Annotated in this window: 18 protein-coding genes and 1 tRNA gene; 14 read left to right on the top strand and 5 right to left on the bottom strand. The window is 59.8% G+C overall.

Annotation, left to right across the window (positions count from 1 at the left end):
• The first annotated feature begins 29 nt into the window (after positions 1 to 29).
• A tRNA-Lys gene (locus tag JF539_RS14475) sits at positions 30 to 105 on the top strand.
• A 259-nt stretch (positions 106 to 364) separates the two neighbouring features.
• On the opposite strand, the gene JF539_RS14470 is transcribed toward JF539_RS14475, so the two are convergent.
• A complete protein-coding gene (locus JF539_RS14470; RefSeq protein WP_207141370.1) occupies positions 365 to 976 on the bottom strand; it encodes a GNAT family N-acetyltransferase in 612 nt (203 codons plus the stop codon).
• A 54-nt stretch (positions 977 to 1,030) separates the two neighbouring features.
• On the opposite strand from JF539_RS14470, the gene JF539_RS14465 reads away from it, so the two are divergent.
• Both JF539_RS14465 and JF539_RS14460 read left to right on the top strand, forming a co-directional pair.
• On the top strand, positions 1,031 to 2,041 hold the full coding sequence (locus JF539_RS14465) for an alpha/beta hydrolase (protein WP_207141369.1): 1,011 nt from the start codon (positions 1,031 to 1,033) through the stop codon (positions 2,039 to 2,041).
• A 706-nt stretch (positions 2,042 to 2,747) separates the two neighbouring features.
• Positions 2,748 to 3,455 carry a hypothetical protein gene (locus JF539_RS14460; RefSeq protein ID WP_207141368.1) on the top strand — a complete coding sequence of 236 codons (708 nt, stop codon included), beginning with the start codon at positions 2,748 to 2,750 and terminating at the stop codon, positions 3,453 to 3,455.
• Between the two features lie 425 nt (positions 3,456 to 3,880).
• Here JF539_RS14460 and JF539_RS14455 read toward each other — a convergent pair whose 3' ends face one another.
• Both JF539_RS14455 and JF539_RS14450 read right to left on the bottom strand, forming a co-directional pair.
• Positions 3,881 to 4,144: a hypothetical protein gene (locus JF539_RS14455; RefSeq protein ID WP_207141367.1), complete on the bottom strand. Its 264-nt coding sequence runs from the start codon at positions 4,142 to 4,144 to the stop codon at positions 3,881 to 3,883.
• A complete protein-coding gene (locus tag JF539_RS14450) occupies positions 4,144 to 4,590 on the bottom strand; it encodes a hypothetical protein (protein ID WP_207141366.1) in 447 nt (148 codons plus the stop codon). The genes JF539_RS14455 and JF539_RS14450 overlap by 1 nt, the downstream gene beginning before the upstream one ends.
• Before the next feature lie 281 nt (positions 4,591 to 4,871).
• Between JF539_RS14450 and JF539_RS14445 the strand changes: the two genes are divergently transcribed.
• Positions 4,872 to 6,107: a calcium-binding protein gene (locus JF539_RS14445; RefSeq protein ID WP_207141365.1), complete on the top strand. Its 1,236-nt coding sequence runs from the start codon at positions 4,872 to 4,874 to the stop codon at positions 6,105 to 6,107.
• Between the two features lie 179 nt (positions 6,108 to 6,286).
• Here the strand turns inward: JF539_RS14445 and JF539_RS14440 are convergent, their stop codons facing one another.
• Both JF539_RS14440 and JF539_RS14435 read right to left on the bottom strand, forming a co-directional pair.
• Positions 6,287 to 7,387: an AbrB family transcriptional regulator gene (locus JF539_RS14440; RefSeq protein ID WP_209017293.1), complete on the bottom strand. Its 1,101-nt coding sequence runs from the start codon at positions 7,385 to 7,387 to the stop codon at positions 6,287 to 6,289.
• A 270-nt stretch (positions 7,388 to 7,657) separates the two neighbouring features.
• Positions 7,658 to 8,302 carry a GntR family transcriptional regulator gene (locus JF539_RS14435; RefSeq protein ID WP_207141364.1) on the bottom strand — a complete coding sequence of 215 codons (645 nt, stop codon included), beginning with the start codon at positions 8,300 to 8,302 and terminating at the stop codon, positions 7,658 to 7,660.
• A gap of 160 nt (positions 8,303 to 8,462) precedes the next feature.
• On the opposite strand from JF539_RS14435, the gene JF539_RS14430 reads away from it, so the two are divergent.
• The 10 genes from JF539_RS14430 (at position 8,463) to JF539_RS14385 (ending at position 17,349) form a co-directional block, all read left to right on the top strand.
• The gene (locus JF539_RS14430; RefSeq protein ID WP_207141363.1) at positions 8,463 to 8,969 is read left to right on the top strand and encodes a TRAP transporter small permease; all 507 of its coding nucleotides are present in this window, start codon (positions 8,463 to 8,465) and stop codon (positions 8,967 to 8,969) included.
• Positions 8,966 to 10,255: a TRAP transporter large permease gene (locus tag JF539_RS14425; protein WP_236042486.1), complete on the top strand. Its 1,290-nt coding sequence runs from the start codon at positions 8,966 to 8,968 to the stop codon at positions 10,253 to 10,255. Before JF539_RS14430 ends, JF539_RS14425 begins: the two co-directional genes overlap by 4 nt.
• A gap of 16 nt (positions 10,256 to 10,271) precedes the next feature.
• Complete coding sequence (locus JF539_RS14420; protein WP_207141362.1) at positions 10,272 to 11,285, top strand: DctP family TRAP transporter solute-binding subunit; 1,014 nt, start codon at positions 10,272 to 10,274, stop codon at positions 11,283 to 11,285.
• Position 11,286: 1 nt separating this feature from the next.
• Entirely contained in the window at positions 11,287 to 12,279 is a 993-nt protein-coding gene (locus JF539_RS14415; RefSeq protein ID WP_207141361.1) for a C-terminal binding protein, read from the top strand.
• Positions 12,280 to 12,340: 61 nt separating this feature from the next.
• Positions 12,341 to 12,991: an RraA family protein gene (locus JF539_RS14410; protein ID WP_207141360.1), complete on the top strand. Its 651-nt coding sequence runs from the start codon at positions 12,341 to 12,343 to the stop codon at positions 12,989 to 12,991.
• Positions 12,992 to 13,019: 28 nt separating this feature from the next.
• On the top strand, positions 13,020 to 14,225 hold the full coding sequence (locus JF539_RS14405) for an L-dopachrome tautomerase-related protein (RefSeq protein WP_209017292.1): 1,206 nt from the start codon (positions 13,020 to 13,022) through the stop codon (positions 14,223 to 14,225).
• A gap of 59 nt (positions 14,226 to 14,284) precedes the next feature.
• Positions 14,285 to 15,208, top strand: a complete 924-nt coding sequence (locus JF539_RS14400; protein WP_207141359.1) for a sugar kinase — start codon at positions 14,285 to 14,287, stop codon at positions 15,206 to 15,208.
• Positions 15,205 to 15,906, top strand: a complete 702-nt coding sequence (locus JF539_RS14395) for an SDR family NAD(P)-dependent oxidoreductase (protein ID WP_207141358.1) — start codon at positions 15,205 to 15,207, stop codon at positions 15,904 to 15,906. The genes JF539_RS14400 and JF539_RS14395 overlap by 4 nt, the downstream gene beginning before the upstream one ends.
• A 30-nt stretch (positions 15,907 to 15,936) precedes the next feature.
• A complete protein-coding gene (locus JF539_RS14390; RefSeq protein WP_207141357.1) occupies positions 15,937 to 16,464 on the top strand; it encodes a 2,4'-dihydroxyacetophenone dioxygenase family protein in 528 nt (175 codons plus the stop codon).
• A 450-nt stretch (positions 16,465 to 16,914) separates the two neighbouring features.
• Positions 16,915 to 17,349 carry a hypothetical protein gene (locus JF539_RS14385; protein WP_207141356.1) on the top strand — a complete coding sequence of 145 codons (435 nt, stop codon included), beginning with the start codon at positions 16,915 to 16,917 and terminating at the stop codon, positions 17,347 to 17,349.
• Positions 17,350 to 17,391: the final 42 nt, after the last annotated feature.

Raw genomic sequence — 17,391 nt, 5'->3', positions numbered from 1 at the left:
GCTGCGGATTTCGCGGCGCAACCGCTTATGGGTGTGTAGCTCAGTTGGTAGAGCAGCTGACTCTTAATCAGCGGGTCTGGGGTTCGAGCCCCCACTCACCCACCATCTCTTTCTCTTTGATTTTGAAGAAGAAATTCGCATAAGGCGCAAAATTTGCGCCGTGATCAAAGCGGGAACATACGACGCTGTGCGACTTCCTTGCGACGTCGCACGGTTTGTTCTGTTCCTGATCTGCTTGAAATCAGGCCTTCGCCTGTGCCTGGCGGGCGTCGTGGATCTGGCGTTCGATGGGCGTTGAGTTTTGTCTGGTCTGCGAGACGAGACGGCCGTTCCCTCCAGGTCCTTGAAGGGCCGCTTATGCTCATCAGCGCCCGACGGTTTTTGTCATCTGTGCTGCGGAGGAAAAGCCAAAGATCGGCTTTAACGGACCAAGTGACAAGACAGACCGCTCTGAAAACCCTTCTCGTTCATAGAGCGCACGGGCACGCGGATTCGTGTCGATAACGTCAAGCCTGACATGCTGCAGCTTCATGGAAGCAGCATGCGCTTCCACGGCATGCAAAAGCGCTGTTCCGACGCCTTGACCTCTGGCCGGCGGCTCAACAAAAATGCCATCCATCAGGAGGGTTCCCTCAGCGCAGTCCCGTTCCAGAACATGGATCAGGGTGCCGCGCAGCGCGGCACCAATCCATCCGTAAGTCCGGGCAAGATCACCAAAACCGCCACCGACGAGTGCGCCCTTGGGCGACTTGAAACCGGCCATCCCCAGAAACTGCCCGTCTTTTGACACTGCAGAAATGGCGTGGGTCGGGTCCAGAACGCCTTCAATGAAGGACAAGGCCTTCTCCTCCGGCCCAAGCGGATACCGGAGCTTGCGCGAAAAGGCGCGCCAGTATCCACGGGCAGCTTGCCGGCGGTGTTCGGGTCGGAGGCCGTTTTCGACGACAAATGGTTCGGACTGATAGATTGTTTTCACGGTAGACGCTTTCTATGTCTCAATTGAAATGGGAACGAGAAAGTCTGAATTCAAATGAAACTGCGGGCGGTTCTGATGGCCGGGCTGGTGTCGGCCTTGGCGGCAGGTGTCATGCTCTGGCGCCTGGCAGATCATGACCTGGACCGCCGGGTGAGCGAGCCATTCGGCGTTACAGTCTCCGACGACCAGTTATCAGGCACGATCTGGCTTCCCGACGACACGGTGATTGCCGTCGTTGCGATAGTTCACGGGGATGGCGCGCAAGACCGGACCATGGCAGGCGGTTACGCGCCCATGATCAATGTACTTCTTGATCGCGGGATTGCGGTTGCGTCCTGGGACAAACCCGGTGTCGGATCGTCGGATGGAAACTGGCTGCTTCAATCGATGTCGGATCGGACCGACGAAACTCGAAGTGTTCTTCAGTTCCTGGAAGAGCGTTTTGAAGGAGCAGCAATCGGTGCACTTGGTTTTTCACAAGCCGGATGGGTTTTGCCATCCCTGACAAACGCCGATGCTGATTTTCTGATCCTGATTGGCGCGGCGGTTTCCTGGCAGGATCAGGGAGAGTATTTCACCCGGGTGCGGTTGCGCCGAGAGGGGCTTGGCGAGCAGGAGATTGACACCGCTCTTGCAGAGCAAGACCTTGAGGACGACCGCGCATTTGGGAGAAAAGCTACTGCAGACGACGCTCCGGTTGGCATGTCCCCCGAACGTTGGAGATTTGTCCGCCAGAATCGAGGCGTGGATTCGCGGCAGGCTTTGTCTTCGCTGGGGCTTCCTCTTTTGGCGCTCTGGGGAGCGGAGGACCTCAACGTCGATCCAACTCGAAACGCCGCAATCTTTGAAGAAATGCTCGGCCGGAAAGACTCGGCCACCCGTATCACGATCTTGCCTGATGCGACGCATGGGCTCTTGAAGGCATCTGTCTACAACTGCCAACTGTCCGAAGACTGGTCCTACTACGCCGTCGCCAGATACCTTTTGGAGGGGCGTTACGCCTTTGCACCCGGTGCACTGGATACAATTTCCGACTGGGTCAAGGACTTTGCAGAGAGTCGCTAGCCGACTATCTTGCAGCGCGCAGCGTCGATCAACTTAGGCTCGAGGCGGACGTTTTGTGCCAGTCAAACTCATGCCTGTCAGGTTTAGTTTTTGATTGCTCGGAAACAGTGCGAGCAAGGATATAAATTATTGAATAATAACACTATTTTATAGTTTGCAATCAGCGGGCCCGGGGTTCGCCCCCCATTCACCCACCACCAACGTCCCTTAGAAAGGCAGAAGCGACTGGCTTCATCGCTCGACTGCCGCGGTATGAACGACGAGAGATCTTGCCTTTCCGAAGGGTATTCCTTCGGCGCTGCACGTTCTGCTGGGTTCGAAGACCATCAAAGCTTGTTTTTTGTCTCGCGAGTGTCCGGCAGGTTGGTTTTAATCTGTCCGGAAAGCAGTAGGATGCTCAACTGCGCGTCTTGCCAATCGGAATCTTCGGAGCGATCTGCCCTTCCAAGTGGAATCTTCATGAGCGCCTGCGTTATTTCCAGAGGCCGGTTGGCGACGGGTGCAGGAGCATTCGGTATATGCATGCAATTCCCTTGATACACTCCTCTTTGGCGGGAGGAACGAAGCACTTAACCTGTTGCCTGCTCAGTTATTTCTGTCAACCGACCCGTAAGTGTTGCGATTATATGAGGTGTGTCGTGGATCGCGATCGGTTTGTTCGGAAACAGAAATAATACTTTCAAAAAAAGAAACAGGACACATAGGCATGGGCAAACTGAGATCAGGGGTGGACCCGATCCTGTTAAAGAGAGCATGGGGCGCGATTGATTCGGTTTTTATCGGCTACGGGCTGACACTTCAGCGCGGTCACGATTTCGAGATGGTAGACGCCATGGCCGAGGCGGCCGGGCTGAAGGTTCTGGAGGCGCATTTCACGCCAAGAATGCAGACCTTTTCGAGCGGAAGGGCCTTCTGGCTTGCCTTGACCGATGACCGGGGGCGCATGGTTGGCCGCGTGTGCGCCCGGCTGGATCCGATCCGGCCGCCGCAGTCGCTTGCAGACTACTGGCGCAAGCATTTTCACCGCTGCTTTCCGGCCGAGACGGGTGGCCAGGTCGTGCTGGCGGCTGACCAGCCTAGGTTCGCCCAGTCGATCACCGGCGACACGGTCTACCTCGGCGGCACGGAGGTGCGCCCCGAATGGCAGAACTGCCATTTGGGCGGGCTCCTGAACCGGATCGCGCAGATCGAGGCCCTGGACGAGTGGGATGCCGATTTCTACTATGGCTGGATGGAAAAGCGTGTCTTCAAGGACGGCTTTTTCCGTTCCTGCGGCTTCACGCTTCTGGTTGAAAACGCGGTGCGATGGCAGGCCGGTGGACCCATCCCGATCGACAACGATCTGTTCCTGGCCGGAAACCGCCGCGACGATCTTCTGGATCTGATCGACCGGATCGCGAAACCTCCTCCCTGAGGGTTAACAGGCAGAAGAGCCGCTCAAACCCGGCAGCTGTCCGGAAAGGCAAAATCAGCCGCTCGAGAATGAGATCCGGAGTGCCTTCGCCCATCATCTGGCCGGTGCGCTGGATATCGAACCAGGGCTCGCCGGCAATCGCGGCATGGTAGCCCGGGGCCATCATGGACCGGTATTCGAGCGGCAGACTGGTCGGTTCGTTGGTTGTGGGTATGTAGCGTCGGAAGGTCGTGTCCTTGCCGATCAGCCCGACCGGCGGGACGTCGCCTGGAATGTATTCCGGCCGAAACAGCATGAGTTGCCTCGACAGATGGGTCATGCCGCTGTCGCGGTTCATGTGGCCCTCGTTGCGGAGCCAGAAACGGTACATGAACTGCGCCCCGTCGCCTGCCTCGCCACTTTCTATCCGCGACAGGTCGAGCTTCTCAACAAAGAAGGCCATTGTACTGAACCTCGCTTGAGACCCTGTTCGGCCGATAGCCCTTTTCTATCGCTTCCGCGAAGATTTCCCGTTCGGCGAGCTCAACCAGGCGCACGCGTTCGTCGTCCGTCAGGCTGGTCACCCTGTCGTGGTCGAACTCGTTCATGCAATAATAGTCCAGGATGCACAGGCAATCGTACCGGGCGGCAATATGAAACAACTGCAGAAACGTCAGTTGCTTCTCGGAAAAGGTATGGTCTTCGCTCATTAACGGTCCTTCAGTTCCAACGCTTCCGGTGTTTCCTGGATCGTTTTCAAAATGTGAAAGACTTGTTCCAGGCGTTCAAATTCATCAACTCTCTGCTCTTCCGGTTTCCGTCTTTCAAGGTCACAGACGCGGTCATAGGCGAAGTCGAACAGGCTCTTGGTGTCGGTCTTTTTGGTAGACGAGGCGGCGCCGGTGCTCTTCCTGCCGCCTGAAACAAGATCCGGCAGCGGCGCGTCGAGCCTCTGGTGCAGGATTACCAGCTCGGTTGCCTTGAGCCGTTGCTGCCCCTTCTTCAGTTTCCAGAGCTTCGAACTGGAAACGCCGAGAATATCGGCGATCTGCTTTTCCGGACGATCTCTCAACAAATCGAGAAACCACTCATGAACGATCTGTTCGTGATCTAGCCGTCCGCTTTCAGTATCTTCGGGGAATGCCTCTATCGACACCGTCAGACCCTCCCATCTTCATTTCAGATTTCCAAATTAGCAAAGCTTCTTTCTAAAATCGACACCAAAACCGGTTTCCCCCAAGTCCAGCCACAGTTTCTCTTGACTGCAGGGCTGAAACCGCCGGCGAGACTGCCCCGGACCGAGGCGCAGGGCCATTTCCAAGCCGGCAGGCTGAAGACGCCAACGCTGTCGTTATCCCATCGTTATCTTGTTTGAATTGCTTTTCGAGGGCCTCTGAAGAGCATGTCCCCGGGGGTGCATCACAATCGGGAGCCATCATGGCCATTGTACTAGAACGTCAAATCTTCCGCCTCGACGGATACAGCCTCGCGGATGGAAATGTTACCGCGGGGACCAGCCTGACATCGGTGACGCTCGAGGTAACGGAATCCTCCGAAGCGGACGCGGAGTTTCTTGCCCCGGCAAGGCCTCTCATCATCCAGGGACAGGATTTTTCGACCCCGGCCGAGGCGGTGACCTTCACCATCGACGGGACCGTCGTGGCGACAGAGATGCCGGAGGTCCGCGCCGTGGGTCTGACCACGGACCAGGGCAGGTTCGCCGGCGTTGTCTTTGAAGTCGACGGGGCGACCTATTTCATGTCGCGGACCCTGGATACGGTGACGGCAGGTGCAACCCGGGTCACCGAAGACACATTGTTCATCGGACAACCGCTGACCACGCCTCTGCAAACCCTGGAGTACGGTCTTCTGCCGCAATCCTCGCAGCAGTTCGTGGGCCAGCAGTTTGTCGAGAGTTTCCTCGGAACCGAGTTGCGCGCGACCTCGGTAACCGGGGCGGAACTCTTCGATGCCGACGGTGTCCGTGACAATGGCGCGGATAGCGGTGACTTCACCGACACTCCAACGGAAGGGCTGGCGACCATATTGTTCAATGACGGAACCACCGGTGAGGCGCTCGCGCTCAGGGAGGTTTCGACATTCAACTTCGGTTCCTCTTCGCGCCAATACGTCTTCGAAACCGAGGCCCTGGAGGCGCTCGGCAAAACCATCGAGGACGTTGCCCGGGTCACCGACTTCACCGCGCAGTCCCATGACCTGACGTTCCAGGATCTCGGCTTTTCGCTTGCCGACGGGAACGGCGATCCGGCTCCCGTGCCTGATCCCGAGCCCGAACCGGAGCCCGAGCCGGAGATTGATCCCATTACCATCGAGGGTACGGGACGAAACGACCGGCTCGTCGGAACGGATGCCGATGAGTTCCTTTTCGGCGGCGGCGGAAATGACCGTCTGACCGGAGGAGAGGGCGCCGACACGTTCATCTTTGGTGCCGACAGTCAAAGCGGTGTCAGGGACCGGGACGTGATCACCGATTTCGATGCCGGCGAGGACACCATTGTTCTTGAAGCCGGGGCTGAAATCCTTCGGGTGGTCGAACGCAACGGCAATGCGATCATCCATCTTGAAGGCGACGGAGACCGGATCGTTGTGCGCGATGCAGATGCGGGCATCGTCGACAATATCGTCTTTCAGGACGATTTCTTCCTGGTTTGACGCGTCTACGAAACCGTTGTGACTGCTGAAACCAAACGCCCCCGGGACCTCTCGGGGGCGTTTGTTTCGAAGGAGCCCGCGAGCAACGCCGCGCAAGAGCGCAAAGAGACTATCCGGCGTTCGGAGCCGTTTCCGGATTCTCGGCCGGTTTACCGCCGGGAAAGGTTATGGCTTCGGCTTCAGTCTTGGCGTCGGTCTTCGGGTTTCTCCGGCGGAGCTACAGTGGACCCGCTTCCGTTTTTCTGCGTGAAAAGGTAGCCGGCGAAGACCGGCGCGCAAAGGATGACCAGAACCAGACGGGTCAGGTGGTGGACGACCACGTAACCCAGATCGGCGCCGGCAATGATGGCGAGCACGGTCATTTCAGCCTGCCCGCCCGGTGCAAAGGCCAGGAAGCCTTCGAGCGGCTCAGCCAGGCCGCTCAGGACAACGATTTCGGAGAAGATGACGGCGAGAATCGCGAGGAGAACGACATAGAGCACACCGGTAGCGACGTAATTGCGCAGTTCCCTGAGCGTTACGCCGACATAGCCGACGCCAATGCCGGTCCCGATGAAAAACTGGGCGAACAGAATCGCCTCCGCGGGCGGGCGCGAGTGGATCAATCCCGCCAGTGAACAGGCGGCGGCGGCTATCAGCGGTCCGATAATGGCCGCTCCGAACATGCCGGCCCGTTCCGCCAGCTTCCAGCCGAAGAGAGCTGCCGCCGCCATGATGAGAAGTTCCTGCCAGGGCAGGGTCGCGGCGCGTGCGCCGACCGGATTTGCGAGCGAGGCTTCCATGATGCCGGTCAGGATGAGCGGTGCAAGACTCACGATCAGGAGCACCCGTGTCGCATGAATAAGCGACAAGGCCCGGACGTCCCCGCCGGCCTCCTCCCCGAAAAGAACCATGTCCTGAAGTCCGCCGGGCATGGCGGAATAGTAGGCCGTCACCCGGTCGAGGCCGCATACCTTGTGAAAAAAAGGCACGCCGATACCTGCGATGACCAGCAGGTAGAGCGGCACCAGAGCGACCGAAAGCGCCATGTTCGGCAATTGCATGAAGACTGCGGGGGTGATCGATGCCCCGACCGCGACGCCCAGAACCGTGCGCGCGGCCTTCGAAACGGGTGCGACAGTGCGCAGGCGGACACCGGCCAGGGCCGCGACAAGGCTGGCGAACATCGGGCCGAACAAAAAGGGAAGGGGGAAGTCCAGATACCGGAAGACGGCGGCGCCCGCCGCCGCGATGAGGAGCGTGGTCAGGCATTGCTGCCAATGCGAGGATTGAAATGTCAAGTGACCCACATGCGTGAACTGTATTTTGCATACTATTGTATACTATTTTGGGGTCGATTGGGAAGCCCGCCGTTCCGGGCCGTTGGCGCGCCCGGGCGGCGGCTTCCGGCGGCTTGCGGATCGCTGCCGTTTCCTCTCAGCCGTGAGCCGGGTCTCACCATGGACGTCAACAGGTAGGGAAACGTTGCTTTCTCGCGGACTCGATTCGCTTGCCAGGGCGGAGCACCCGGCCGTTGCCGCCGTTTGCTTGGGGAGCGGGGCCGTGAACTGTTAGATGTTCCAGTACGACCCGTCTTTTCGGCCGATGTGCCTGATCATGACCTCGATGGCCCGGTCGGTTTCGCTCTCGGCCAGAAGATCCGCGATTTCCAGGTGTTCGCCGTAGGATTTTTCCATGTGTTCGGGATGATTTCCCAGCTTGTTGCGGAGACAGGCCATCTTTGCGGCGATGGTTTGATAGGCATCATTCAGGAAGTCGTTCTTGGCGTGATCGAAGAACTTCTGATGAAACTCCGTGTCCAGGTTGAGATAGTCCCGGTCATCGCCCTTTTTCCGGGCTTTCGTCATTTTGCGGGTGATGTCCTTCAGGCTCTTCGCCAAACCGGCCGGGTCGCGTTCCATGGCCTTGTGAAGGGCCGTGGTCTCCAGGCAAACGCGAACGTCGCAGATATCGACGAGGGCACAGCGTCCGAGCGTGAAAACGAACGTGCCTCTTTGAGGCTCAGTGTGCACCAGCCCTTCCAGTTCCAGCCGGGCGAATGCTTCCCTGACCGGCGTTCTGCTGACGCCGAGTTCTTTGGCGATTTTTGATTCCGACAGCGCTTCGCCCATGTCGCGTTCGCCACTGATGATCTGGCTTCGCAGCACGTCCGACACCTGTTCCGCGAAGGATTTAGGTCTTTGGATTTTCAGCATGCATCTCTCGTTCTCTGTCCTCGTTGGCGCTTATAGACCCAATTGCATCTTGTGCACAGTGTTTTGGATATTGACATACTGTATGCCAGTATGCCAGTTTCATGATAGTCAAACGAGACCGCCCGGAAAAAACCGGCGGCACGCGCTCCGGGAGGAATGAATGGCGCAATTCGAGCGCTTGCTGATTGCCGTCAACAGATTGCTTGTGGCCGGGGCATTGGCCGCGATGTTCGTGATTGTTTTCGCCAATGTCATCGGTCGTTACGTCTTCGGTGTCTCCCTGTCATGGGGAGAGGAAGTTGCCAGGTTCCTGATGATTTTCGGCGTGTTCGCCGGCGCGGGTCTCGCGCTGAGAAGCGGTCGCCTGGTCGAGATCGACATTGTTACCGCCTTTCTGCCGGACCGCCTGAGACGGATCGTTCGCTGGGGCGCGGTTGCGCTCATGGCCGGCTTCATGGCGCTCATCTTCTATTACGGCGTCCGTTTCGTTGCATTCGGGTGGAACAAGGAAACGATGGCGACCGGTATTTCGCGCGGAATTCCCTATCTCGCCGTTCCCCTGGGGGCGGCCCTGTTTCTCTGCCATCTGGCCCTTGTTTGCCGGGCTTTCGTGGCCGACGAGTTCGAGGCGGATGCGGTTTTGGACGAGCAGGACACCCCGTTATGATGGGCTCTATCCTGATCGTGCTGTTTTTCGCGACCCTCGCTCTGGGCCTGCCCGTGGTTTTTACCATGGGGATCGCGTCGACCGCCGCCATCCTGGTGGACGGTGCGCTCAGCCCGCTGCTCATTCCCCAGAGGATGTTCGGCGGGATCAATTCCTTTCCCCTGATGGCGGTGCCATTCTTCATTCTGGCGTCGGAACTGATGACGGCGTGCGGACTGACCGCCGCTCTGCTGCGGTTCGCCAACGATCTCGTCGGGCATATCCGGGGCGGTCTCGGTCACGTGAACGTTCTCGTGTCGATGCTGTTTGCCGGAATTTCGGGTTCGGCTCTTGCGGACGCGGCTGGACCCTCCGCGATCGTGATGCGCATGATGCGCAAGGCAGGTTACGAGGCCAATTACGCAGGTGCGCTATCGGCCGCGACCGCGACCATCGGGCCGATTATCCCGCCTTCGATCCTCATGGTGGTTTACGCCATTTCCGACAGCAGGGTTACCGTCGCGGGATTGTTCATGGCCGGGATCGTGCCCGGTTTGCTCCTTGGCGGCGCCCTTGCCGCAACCAACCATCTCATTTCGGTGAAGAAAGGTTACCGAGGGCGCGAAACGCGCGCCGGTTCCGGCGAGCTGACCCGCAGCGCCTTGCGTGCGTGTCCGGCGATGCTGATGCCGGCAATCATTCTGGGCGGCATTCTGGGTGGCGTATTTACGCCGACCGAGGCAGGTGCGATCGCGACCGCCTACGCGCTGCTGCTCGGATTTGTGCTGCGCACCCTTTCGCTCGAGAAACTCTACACCGTGCTGGTCCGCGCCAGTGTCACGACCTCTTCGGTTCTGCTGATTGTCGCTATGGCATCGGTCTTTGGCTGGCTGCTGACGTTTCTGCAGATACCTCAGTCCCTGGCGGCCTCGATCGCCGCGCTGACGAGCAACAAGCTTGCCGTCATGTTCCTGCTGGCCGGGTTTGCCCTTGTGTGCGGGCTGTTCATCGACACTTTGCCTGCCCTGATCATTCTTACGCCCGTGCTCGGGCCGATTGCCGCGCAGTTCGGCATCGATCCGCTGCAGTTTGCAATGATGCTCGTGCTCAATCTGACCATCGGCATGATCACCCCTCCGGTGGGGCCGGTTCTCTTCGTTATCGCGACCGTCGGCCGTCTCAGAATTGAAGGCCTGTCGCGCGCCGTTCTGCCGCTTCTTGCTGCGGAAATGGCGGTTCTGTTGCTGGTCATCCTGATCCCCGCAATCAGCACCGCGCTACCTCGTCTTCTGGGTTTTTCAAGTTAACAATGGGAGGAAACTTATGAAACTGACATCACGGCTACTGAGTGCCACCGCCGCTCTGGCGATTACGACGGCGGTAACAGCCGTCGAGGCGAAGGACCTGAAATACGCGCATTTCCAGGCCGCGGATCTTTCGGCGCCCAAGCATGCCGCCGCCCTCGCGTTCGAGAGCTGCGTCGAGGGCAAAACCTCCGGCTCGATCGACGTCCAGGTTTTCCCCGCGTCCCAGTTGGGCGACGGGAGCCAGATCATCGAAGGCCTGCAACTGGGCACGATCCAGATGGGTGTCGTGCACGACGGTCCGATTTCCGCCGTCTACAAGCCGTTCGCCGTCTTTGCCATGCCCTATCTGTTCGACGACCAGGCCATGGCGTGGTCCATCGTCGACGGCGAGTTCGGCAAGGAGATGTTCGACGACATGCGCGCCAAGACCGGCATCCGGGTCCTGGGCCTGGCGGACAACGGTGTGCGCAACTTCACAAACTCCAAGGTCGCTGTCGACGAGCCGGAGGACATGAAGGGGCTCAAGATGCGCGTCATGACGGCACCTGTCTGGACGCGGCTGGTGGAATCTCTGGGCGCATCGGCGACACCGGTTCCCTGGCCGGAGCTCCCGGGCGCCTTGCAGCAGGGCGTCGTGGATGGTCAGGAAAACGGCGTGACCAACATCGTCGATGCTTCCCTTTACCAGCATCAGAAGTATGTCTCGCTGGATGGGCACGTGTTCTCGTGGCACGCCTACATGATCAGCGACAGCTTTTATGAGGGCCTCACCGACGCCGAGAAAACCGCCGTCGACCAGTGTGTCGAGATCGCCAAGGTCATTCACCGGGGCATGACGGCCGCCCAGGACGCGAACGCCGCCACCATCCTGGCCGAAAAGGGTCTCGAGGTCGTTCCGGTCAGCCCGGAACAGAAGGCCAAGTTCCGCGAATTGGCGCAGCCCGCGGTTCGGGAATACATCGTCGGCGAGATCGGCGAGGAATGGCCGGGCAAGCTCGACGACGCGGTTGCAAAGTACCGGAACCAGTAACATGCGGGCGGAGACTGCCAGTTCCATGGAGACCCCGCTTGTGGCCGTTCTCGAGCCCGGATATGCGGACTATATGCCGGAGCAGGAGGCGATCAGGCCTTTCGGCGCCCGCGTGCTCGCGGTCCCGGCGGAAGAAGACGCGGTCTCCGCTCTTGCCGACAAGAATGTCTTCGCGGTGCTCATTCGTGAGCGCCGCGTCGATGCCGCGCTTTATGACCGGTTTCCCGGGTTGAAACTCATCCTGCGCTACGGCGTCGGGGTCGACAATGTCGATCTCGACAAGGCACGGGAACGCGGAATCTATGTCGCCAACATTCCCGACTACGGCGCGGAAAACGAAGTCAGCGATCACGCTGTCGCGCTTTACCTCGCGGTTGCCCGGCGCGTGGTCGCGCGCGACGGAGAGGTCCGGCAGGGCAAATGGGGAATAGGGCAACTCAGCCCGATCCCGGGTCACAGAAACGCGACGCTTGGCCTGATCGGTTTCGGGCGCATCGCGCGCGCTGCCTGCGAGAGGTTCAGAGCGCTCGGGTTTTCCAGGGTCCTGGTGAGCGATCCGAACCTCGACGGACGCACCACGGAGACGTTTGGGGTTGAAGCCGCGGCGATCGACGATCTTTGCAGAACGGCGGATGTCGTCAGTCTGCACGCGCCTCTCACCGCGCAAACACGCAACATCATCGACGCGCGCCGCATCGCCCTGATGAAGAAAAGCGCCATCCTGGTGAATGTTTCGCGCGGCGGTCTCGTCGACGAAACCGCGCTGGCGGCGGCTTTGCGCGAAAAACGAATTTTCGGTGCCGGGATCGATGTCTTCGAAACCGAGCCACCGGCTTCCGACAACCCGCTTTTGAGTTCGCCGAACACGGTGCTCAGCGATCACTGCGGCTGGTATTCCGAGGCGTCTGTCGGCGAGCTGCAGCGGCGCGCCGGAGCCGAGCTGGCTCGGGTTCTGGCGGGAAGTCCTCCACAAAATTGGGTCAACCAGTGGTGAGGCGAAGGCCCACCAAATCCGGCAGCCGTTCTCAAACGGCGCCTCTACAGGAGTGTCAAGGATGGAAATGAAGGATTTGATCGCGGGTTTCAGGGAAACCGCCACGGCGTCGGTCGCGGACGCGGTCGACAAAATCACAGGCAGAAAAGGCTATCTCGATCAGGCCATTAAGCCGCGTATCAACGACAAGAAGATCGTCGGTCCCGCGGTTACCGTGCTTGAAGGACCGACCGACGAATTCGTGCCGCCGCAACATGCGCTGGACGCGATCGACGAGTCCGAGCCGGGATCGGTCATCGTCATCTCGATCGCGGGAGACGCGAACGTCGCGGTCTGGGGCGGACTGATGACCGCCGGAGCGGTTGCCAACAAGCATGAGGGCGCGGTCCTCGACGGGGCGGTGCGCGACATCACGGAAATCCGCCGCGACTACGATTTTCCCGTTTTCGCGCGTTCCTCGTCACCCGGAACGACCCTCGGGCGGCACAAGACGCTGGACGCCAACGTGTCGGTGCCGATCGGAGACGTGATCGTGCATCCGGGCGACATCATTGTCGGCGATATCGACGGCGTTGTCGTGGTTCCGATCGGCAAGGCGGAAGAGATCCTTGAAATGGCGCGGGAAATCGACGTCCGGGAAGCCGAGCAGGCCAAGCTGATCATGCAGGCGGGTTCCCTGCGCGAAGGGCTTGCAAAATACGGCCGGATCTGAACCTGCAAACGGGAGGAAGGAAATGGGAATGAAACAGATGAAAAAGGCCGCCACGGCGGCCTTTGCAGGCGCCGTTCTGGCGTCCTGGAGTGCCGGCGCGCAGGACGTGCCCCGGCCGGAGGTGGTTGCCGAATGGAACAGTCTGCCATACCGGATCGTTTCGGAAGACCTTCAATCGGTCTGGGAGAAAAGCGATCTCCACGGCAAGGCGCTGGTTCAGGGAGCCAAGGTCGACAGCGACGGCACCATCTATGTTTCGACCGCGCGCTGGGGAGGGCCGGACATCCCCGCCACCTTGTCGAAGCTGGTGAAGGATGGCGACGAATGGGTGCTGGAGGCCTTTCCGTCGGAGGAGATGAACGCTGTTTCCAATGCGAACGGGCTAAAGGCGGTCCTGGGCTTTGAAATCGACCGCAACGACGTCATGTGGATCCTGGATCAGGGGCATGTCGCCGGCAAGATGAACGAAGGCGACGCCAAGCTCGTTCTGTGGGACATCAAGGCAGGCAAGGAGATCGGGCGTCATGTCTTCTCCGCCAGCGAAGCCGATCCGAAATGCTCTTTCCTGAACGACATTGCCGTCGATAACGACACGGGCTTCGCCTACATCACCGACAGCGGTATCTTCTGCAATCCGCTGCACGGCGGGCTGATCGTCTACGACAGCAATGCCGGAAAGGCACGGCGCATCCTGGATCAGCACAAATTCACAAATGACGAGCCGCATTTCTTCTTCAATATCGACGACCGGCAGGTGCTGAAAGGCGGCGGCATGAAGACCGGGGCGGACGGTATCGCCCTGTCCGGAGACAAAGGCACGCTTTACTGGACCAATCTGACGGGCAACACGCTTTACAGCCTGAACACGGATCTGCTGCGTGACTTCGACACAAGCGAGACGGTCATTGAAAACGCGGTTCGTGTCGAGACGTCCCTGCCTTCCAACACCGACGGAATGACCGCCGACAGGGATGGCAACGTCTATATGACCGCGCTCTCGCTGGACGGCTTGATGAAGCTGGACGGCAAGACCGGACAGCTGAGCCGTTTTGCCCATCACCCGGAGATGAACTGGCCCGACACTTTGGCGTGGGGGTCGGACGGGTCGCTCTATGTCGTGTCCAACCACCTGCATGTGTGGGTCGACGGGGACATGAATTTCGACGATCCCGAGATCCCCAATTTCCGGATCTGGCGCATTCGCGATGTCGGTCAGGCCTACACCGCCGAGTAAAAAATTCCGGCCGCGTTTTTCGGAACGTGGCCGGTTTCCCAGGTAAAAAGGATTTCAACATGCAACCCGATATCGTTTGTCTCGGCGAGCCGATGCTCGAATTCAACGAGCAGGGGGACGGACGCTTTCTCAAGGGGCATGGCGGCGACACCTCCAACGCCGCCATCGCGGCCGCCCGGCAGGGGGCCTCCGTCGGATATCTGACACGCGTCGGGAGCGACGCCTTTGGCGAGGATTTTCTCAGGCTCTGGCAGTCGGAACAGGTCGACACTTCTCAAATCCCGGTGGATTCGGACGCTCCAACCGGGGTTTACTTTGTCAGTCACGACGCCAGCGGTCATTCCTTTACCTATCGGCGTAAAGGGTCGGCGGCCAGTCTGATCACGCCGGCGGACCTGTCGGCGGACTACATCGCGGGCGCTCGTATCCTGCATGTCTCCGGCATAAGTCAGGCGATATCCGAAACCGCGGCCGACACCGTGTTCAAGGCAATCGAGGTTTGCCGCAACGCCGGGGGCTGGGTTTCCTACGACACCAATCTGCGGCTCAACCTCTGGCCGCTGGAGCGGGCCAGGGCGGTCACGCATGCGGCCATGGCAAAAGCGCATATCGCGCTGCCCGGTCTGGAGGATGCAGTTCAGCTTACCGGACTGACCGATCCCGACGAAATAGCCGATTTCTATCTGGCGCTGGGCTGCGAAATCGTTGCCTTGACCCTGGGCAAGGATGGCACTCTCATCGCTCTTCGGGACGAGCGCCGGCGGGTGCCGGGGTTGCCGGTAACACCCGTGGACGCGACGGCGGCGGGGGACACCTTCGACGGTGCCTTCCTTGCGGAAATGGCTGCGGGGCGTGACCCTTACGATGCCGCGCGGTACGCCAACGCCGCGGCGGCGCTTTCCACCCAGGGCTACGGCGCGGTGGCGCCGATGCCACGGCGGGACGACGTGGAGCAGTTCCTGAAAACAGGCCGTGCGGCATGAAACACGCCCTAGTGACGGGGGGAACCCGCGGGATCGGACTGGGTGTGACACGAACCTTGCTTGCGGAGGGCTGGGCGGTTACCGCGACAGGTGTCAACGATGACGAGGTTGCGGCCTGTCCTGACGACGACGGTCTCACAGCGGTCAGGCTCGATGTCACCGATGAAGACCGCATTGCCGAGCTCTTCACCGGATTGGGCCAGCTTGACGGCCTGGTGAACTGCGCCGGTATCCTGTTGCGGGGCGAGGAATACGATATCGGCAAGTTCTGCAAGGTCATCGACGTCAATCTGACGGGAACGATGAGGATGTGCCTCGCGGCTCACCCGTTTCTGGAGCGTTCAGGGGGAGCAATCGTCAACACGGCGTCGATGCTCAGTTATTTCGGCGGGGCGCTGGTTCCTGCCTATTCGGCGTCGAAGGGCGGTGTTGCCCAGTTGACGAAATCGTTGGCTGCGAACTGGGCTTCGGACGGCATTCGTGTCAACGCGGTTGCGCCCGGCTGGATCGAGACGGAAATGACCGCGGGCTTGCGCCGCGACAGTCAGCGCGAAAGCGCAATTCTCGGCCGGACGCCATTGGGACGCTGGGGACAGCCGGAGGAGGTCGGTGCCCTGGCCGCCTGGCTGTTGAGTGAAAAAGCACGTTTCGTCACGGGGGCGGTCTATCCCGTGGACGGAGGATACTCCGCTGTCTGAACAGCCGAGGTATACCGGAGAGGAGCGACCATGCCTGTAACCGAAAAAGACGAGAACCCGCGCATCCCCTACCAGTTGCCTTTTCCGAGGGATGCACAAGCCGAAATCGTCGTTCCGGCCGCGATACCGGACGACGAAAGGGTCTGGGTTCCCCAGGCGGAAAATGTCTGGTTCCGTCCGTTGTGCCTCAACAGAAGCCAGGGATATTGGGTCAATCTTCTCCGTGTCCGGAAATCAGGCGTGCTGTCCCGGCACCGGCATCCCAACCCGGTTCACGGTTTCGTTCTCAAGGGACGCTGGCACTATCTGGAACACGACTGGATCGCGGAAGCCGGGGGATATGTCTATGAGCCGCCCGGCGAAACGCACACACTCGTGGTGCCCGACGATGTCGAGGAAATGATCACGTTGTTTCAGGTGAACGGCATCATGTATTACGTCGATCCCTATGGAAAGCACCTTGGGTACGAGGATGTCTTTACGAAGATCGACATGTGCCGCGAGCACTATAAATCTGTCGGTCTTGGTGAAGACTATGTGGATCAGTTCCTCAGATGAGGACTTGAATTCCGGTCTTTCGGGAGGGTAGTGGCAATAGGGCCGTCCCTTCCAGCCTTCGCCGCGGTTCTGCGATAGTTTGATACATTTCCCGGTTTGCGCTGCATTTGACGGTCCTTTATCGGTGCCGACAAACGAGTGCGGGATCCATGAACGATCAGAGCCGATCATTTTCAGGCGAGACACGCCCTTGCGGACGTACCAGAGCGAAAACCGCCGCTGACCCGCGGCGGTGGATCACCGACGCGGCGGGGCGCTTTTGAATATGCTTGCGCCTGAAAGTGCACTTCTGCCGGGACTTACCGCTCTTCTCTGTGACAGCCGTATTCTGGAGCCGCGCAAGCTGCCGACCGGTTGGTTGAACCGCGAAACCGCCTCCGGCCACCGGCCGGACGGTGCGGGGAGGGGCCCGGCCGATCAACTCCAGACCAAACCCCCTCAGAGGACACCATGAAACAAACTCTCCTTTCTCTTTTCCTTCTCACGGTGCCGGCGGGAGCCGTGTTCGCGCAGCCGTTGCCCGAGCCGGTAGAGCACCTCGTGCAGGAAATCGGTCTGCAAGAGGTGAGCTGGCATCCAGGCCGCAAACAGCCTGATTTGGAGGGCCGCTTGCCGGGCGGCATCCGTGTCGAAATCGATTTTCATCACGGTTTCGAGCTGGAAGAAATTGAGGCGGACCACCACGGGTTGTTCAAGGTGGATCTGATCGAAGCGGTTCTGCCAAGCCATTTCAAGGACAGCCCGGATTACCCGCACGGGGCGCTGATCTCAAAAATCGAGCTGAAGGACGATGAGATCGAGATCGAAGGGAAAACCGCGGACGGGCAGTGGTTCGAGGCCGAATATGACCGATCCGGCTCGCTGCGGAAATGGGAGCGGGACTGAGGTTGGCAGGGCAATGCCGAAATCACGCCTGGCATTGGATCA

This window comes from Roseibium aggregatum, assembly GCF_017309185.1.
Taxonomy (GTDB): Bacteria; Pseudomonadota; Alphaproteobacteria; order Rhizobiales; family Stappiaceae; genus Roseibium; species Roseibium aggregatum_B.
Note: the sequence above shows the minus strand (reverse complement) of the source record. Positions and strands in the feature narration are given on the sequence as shown.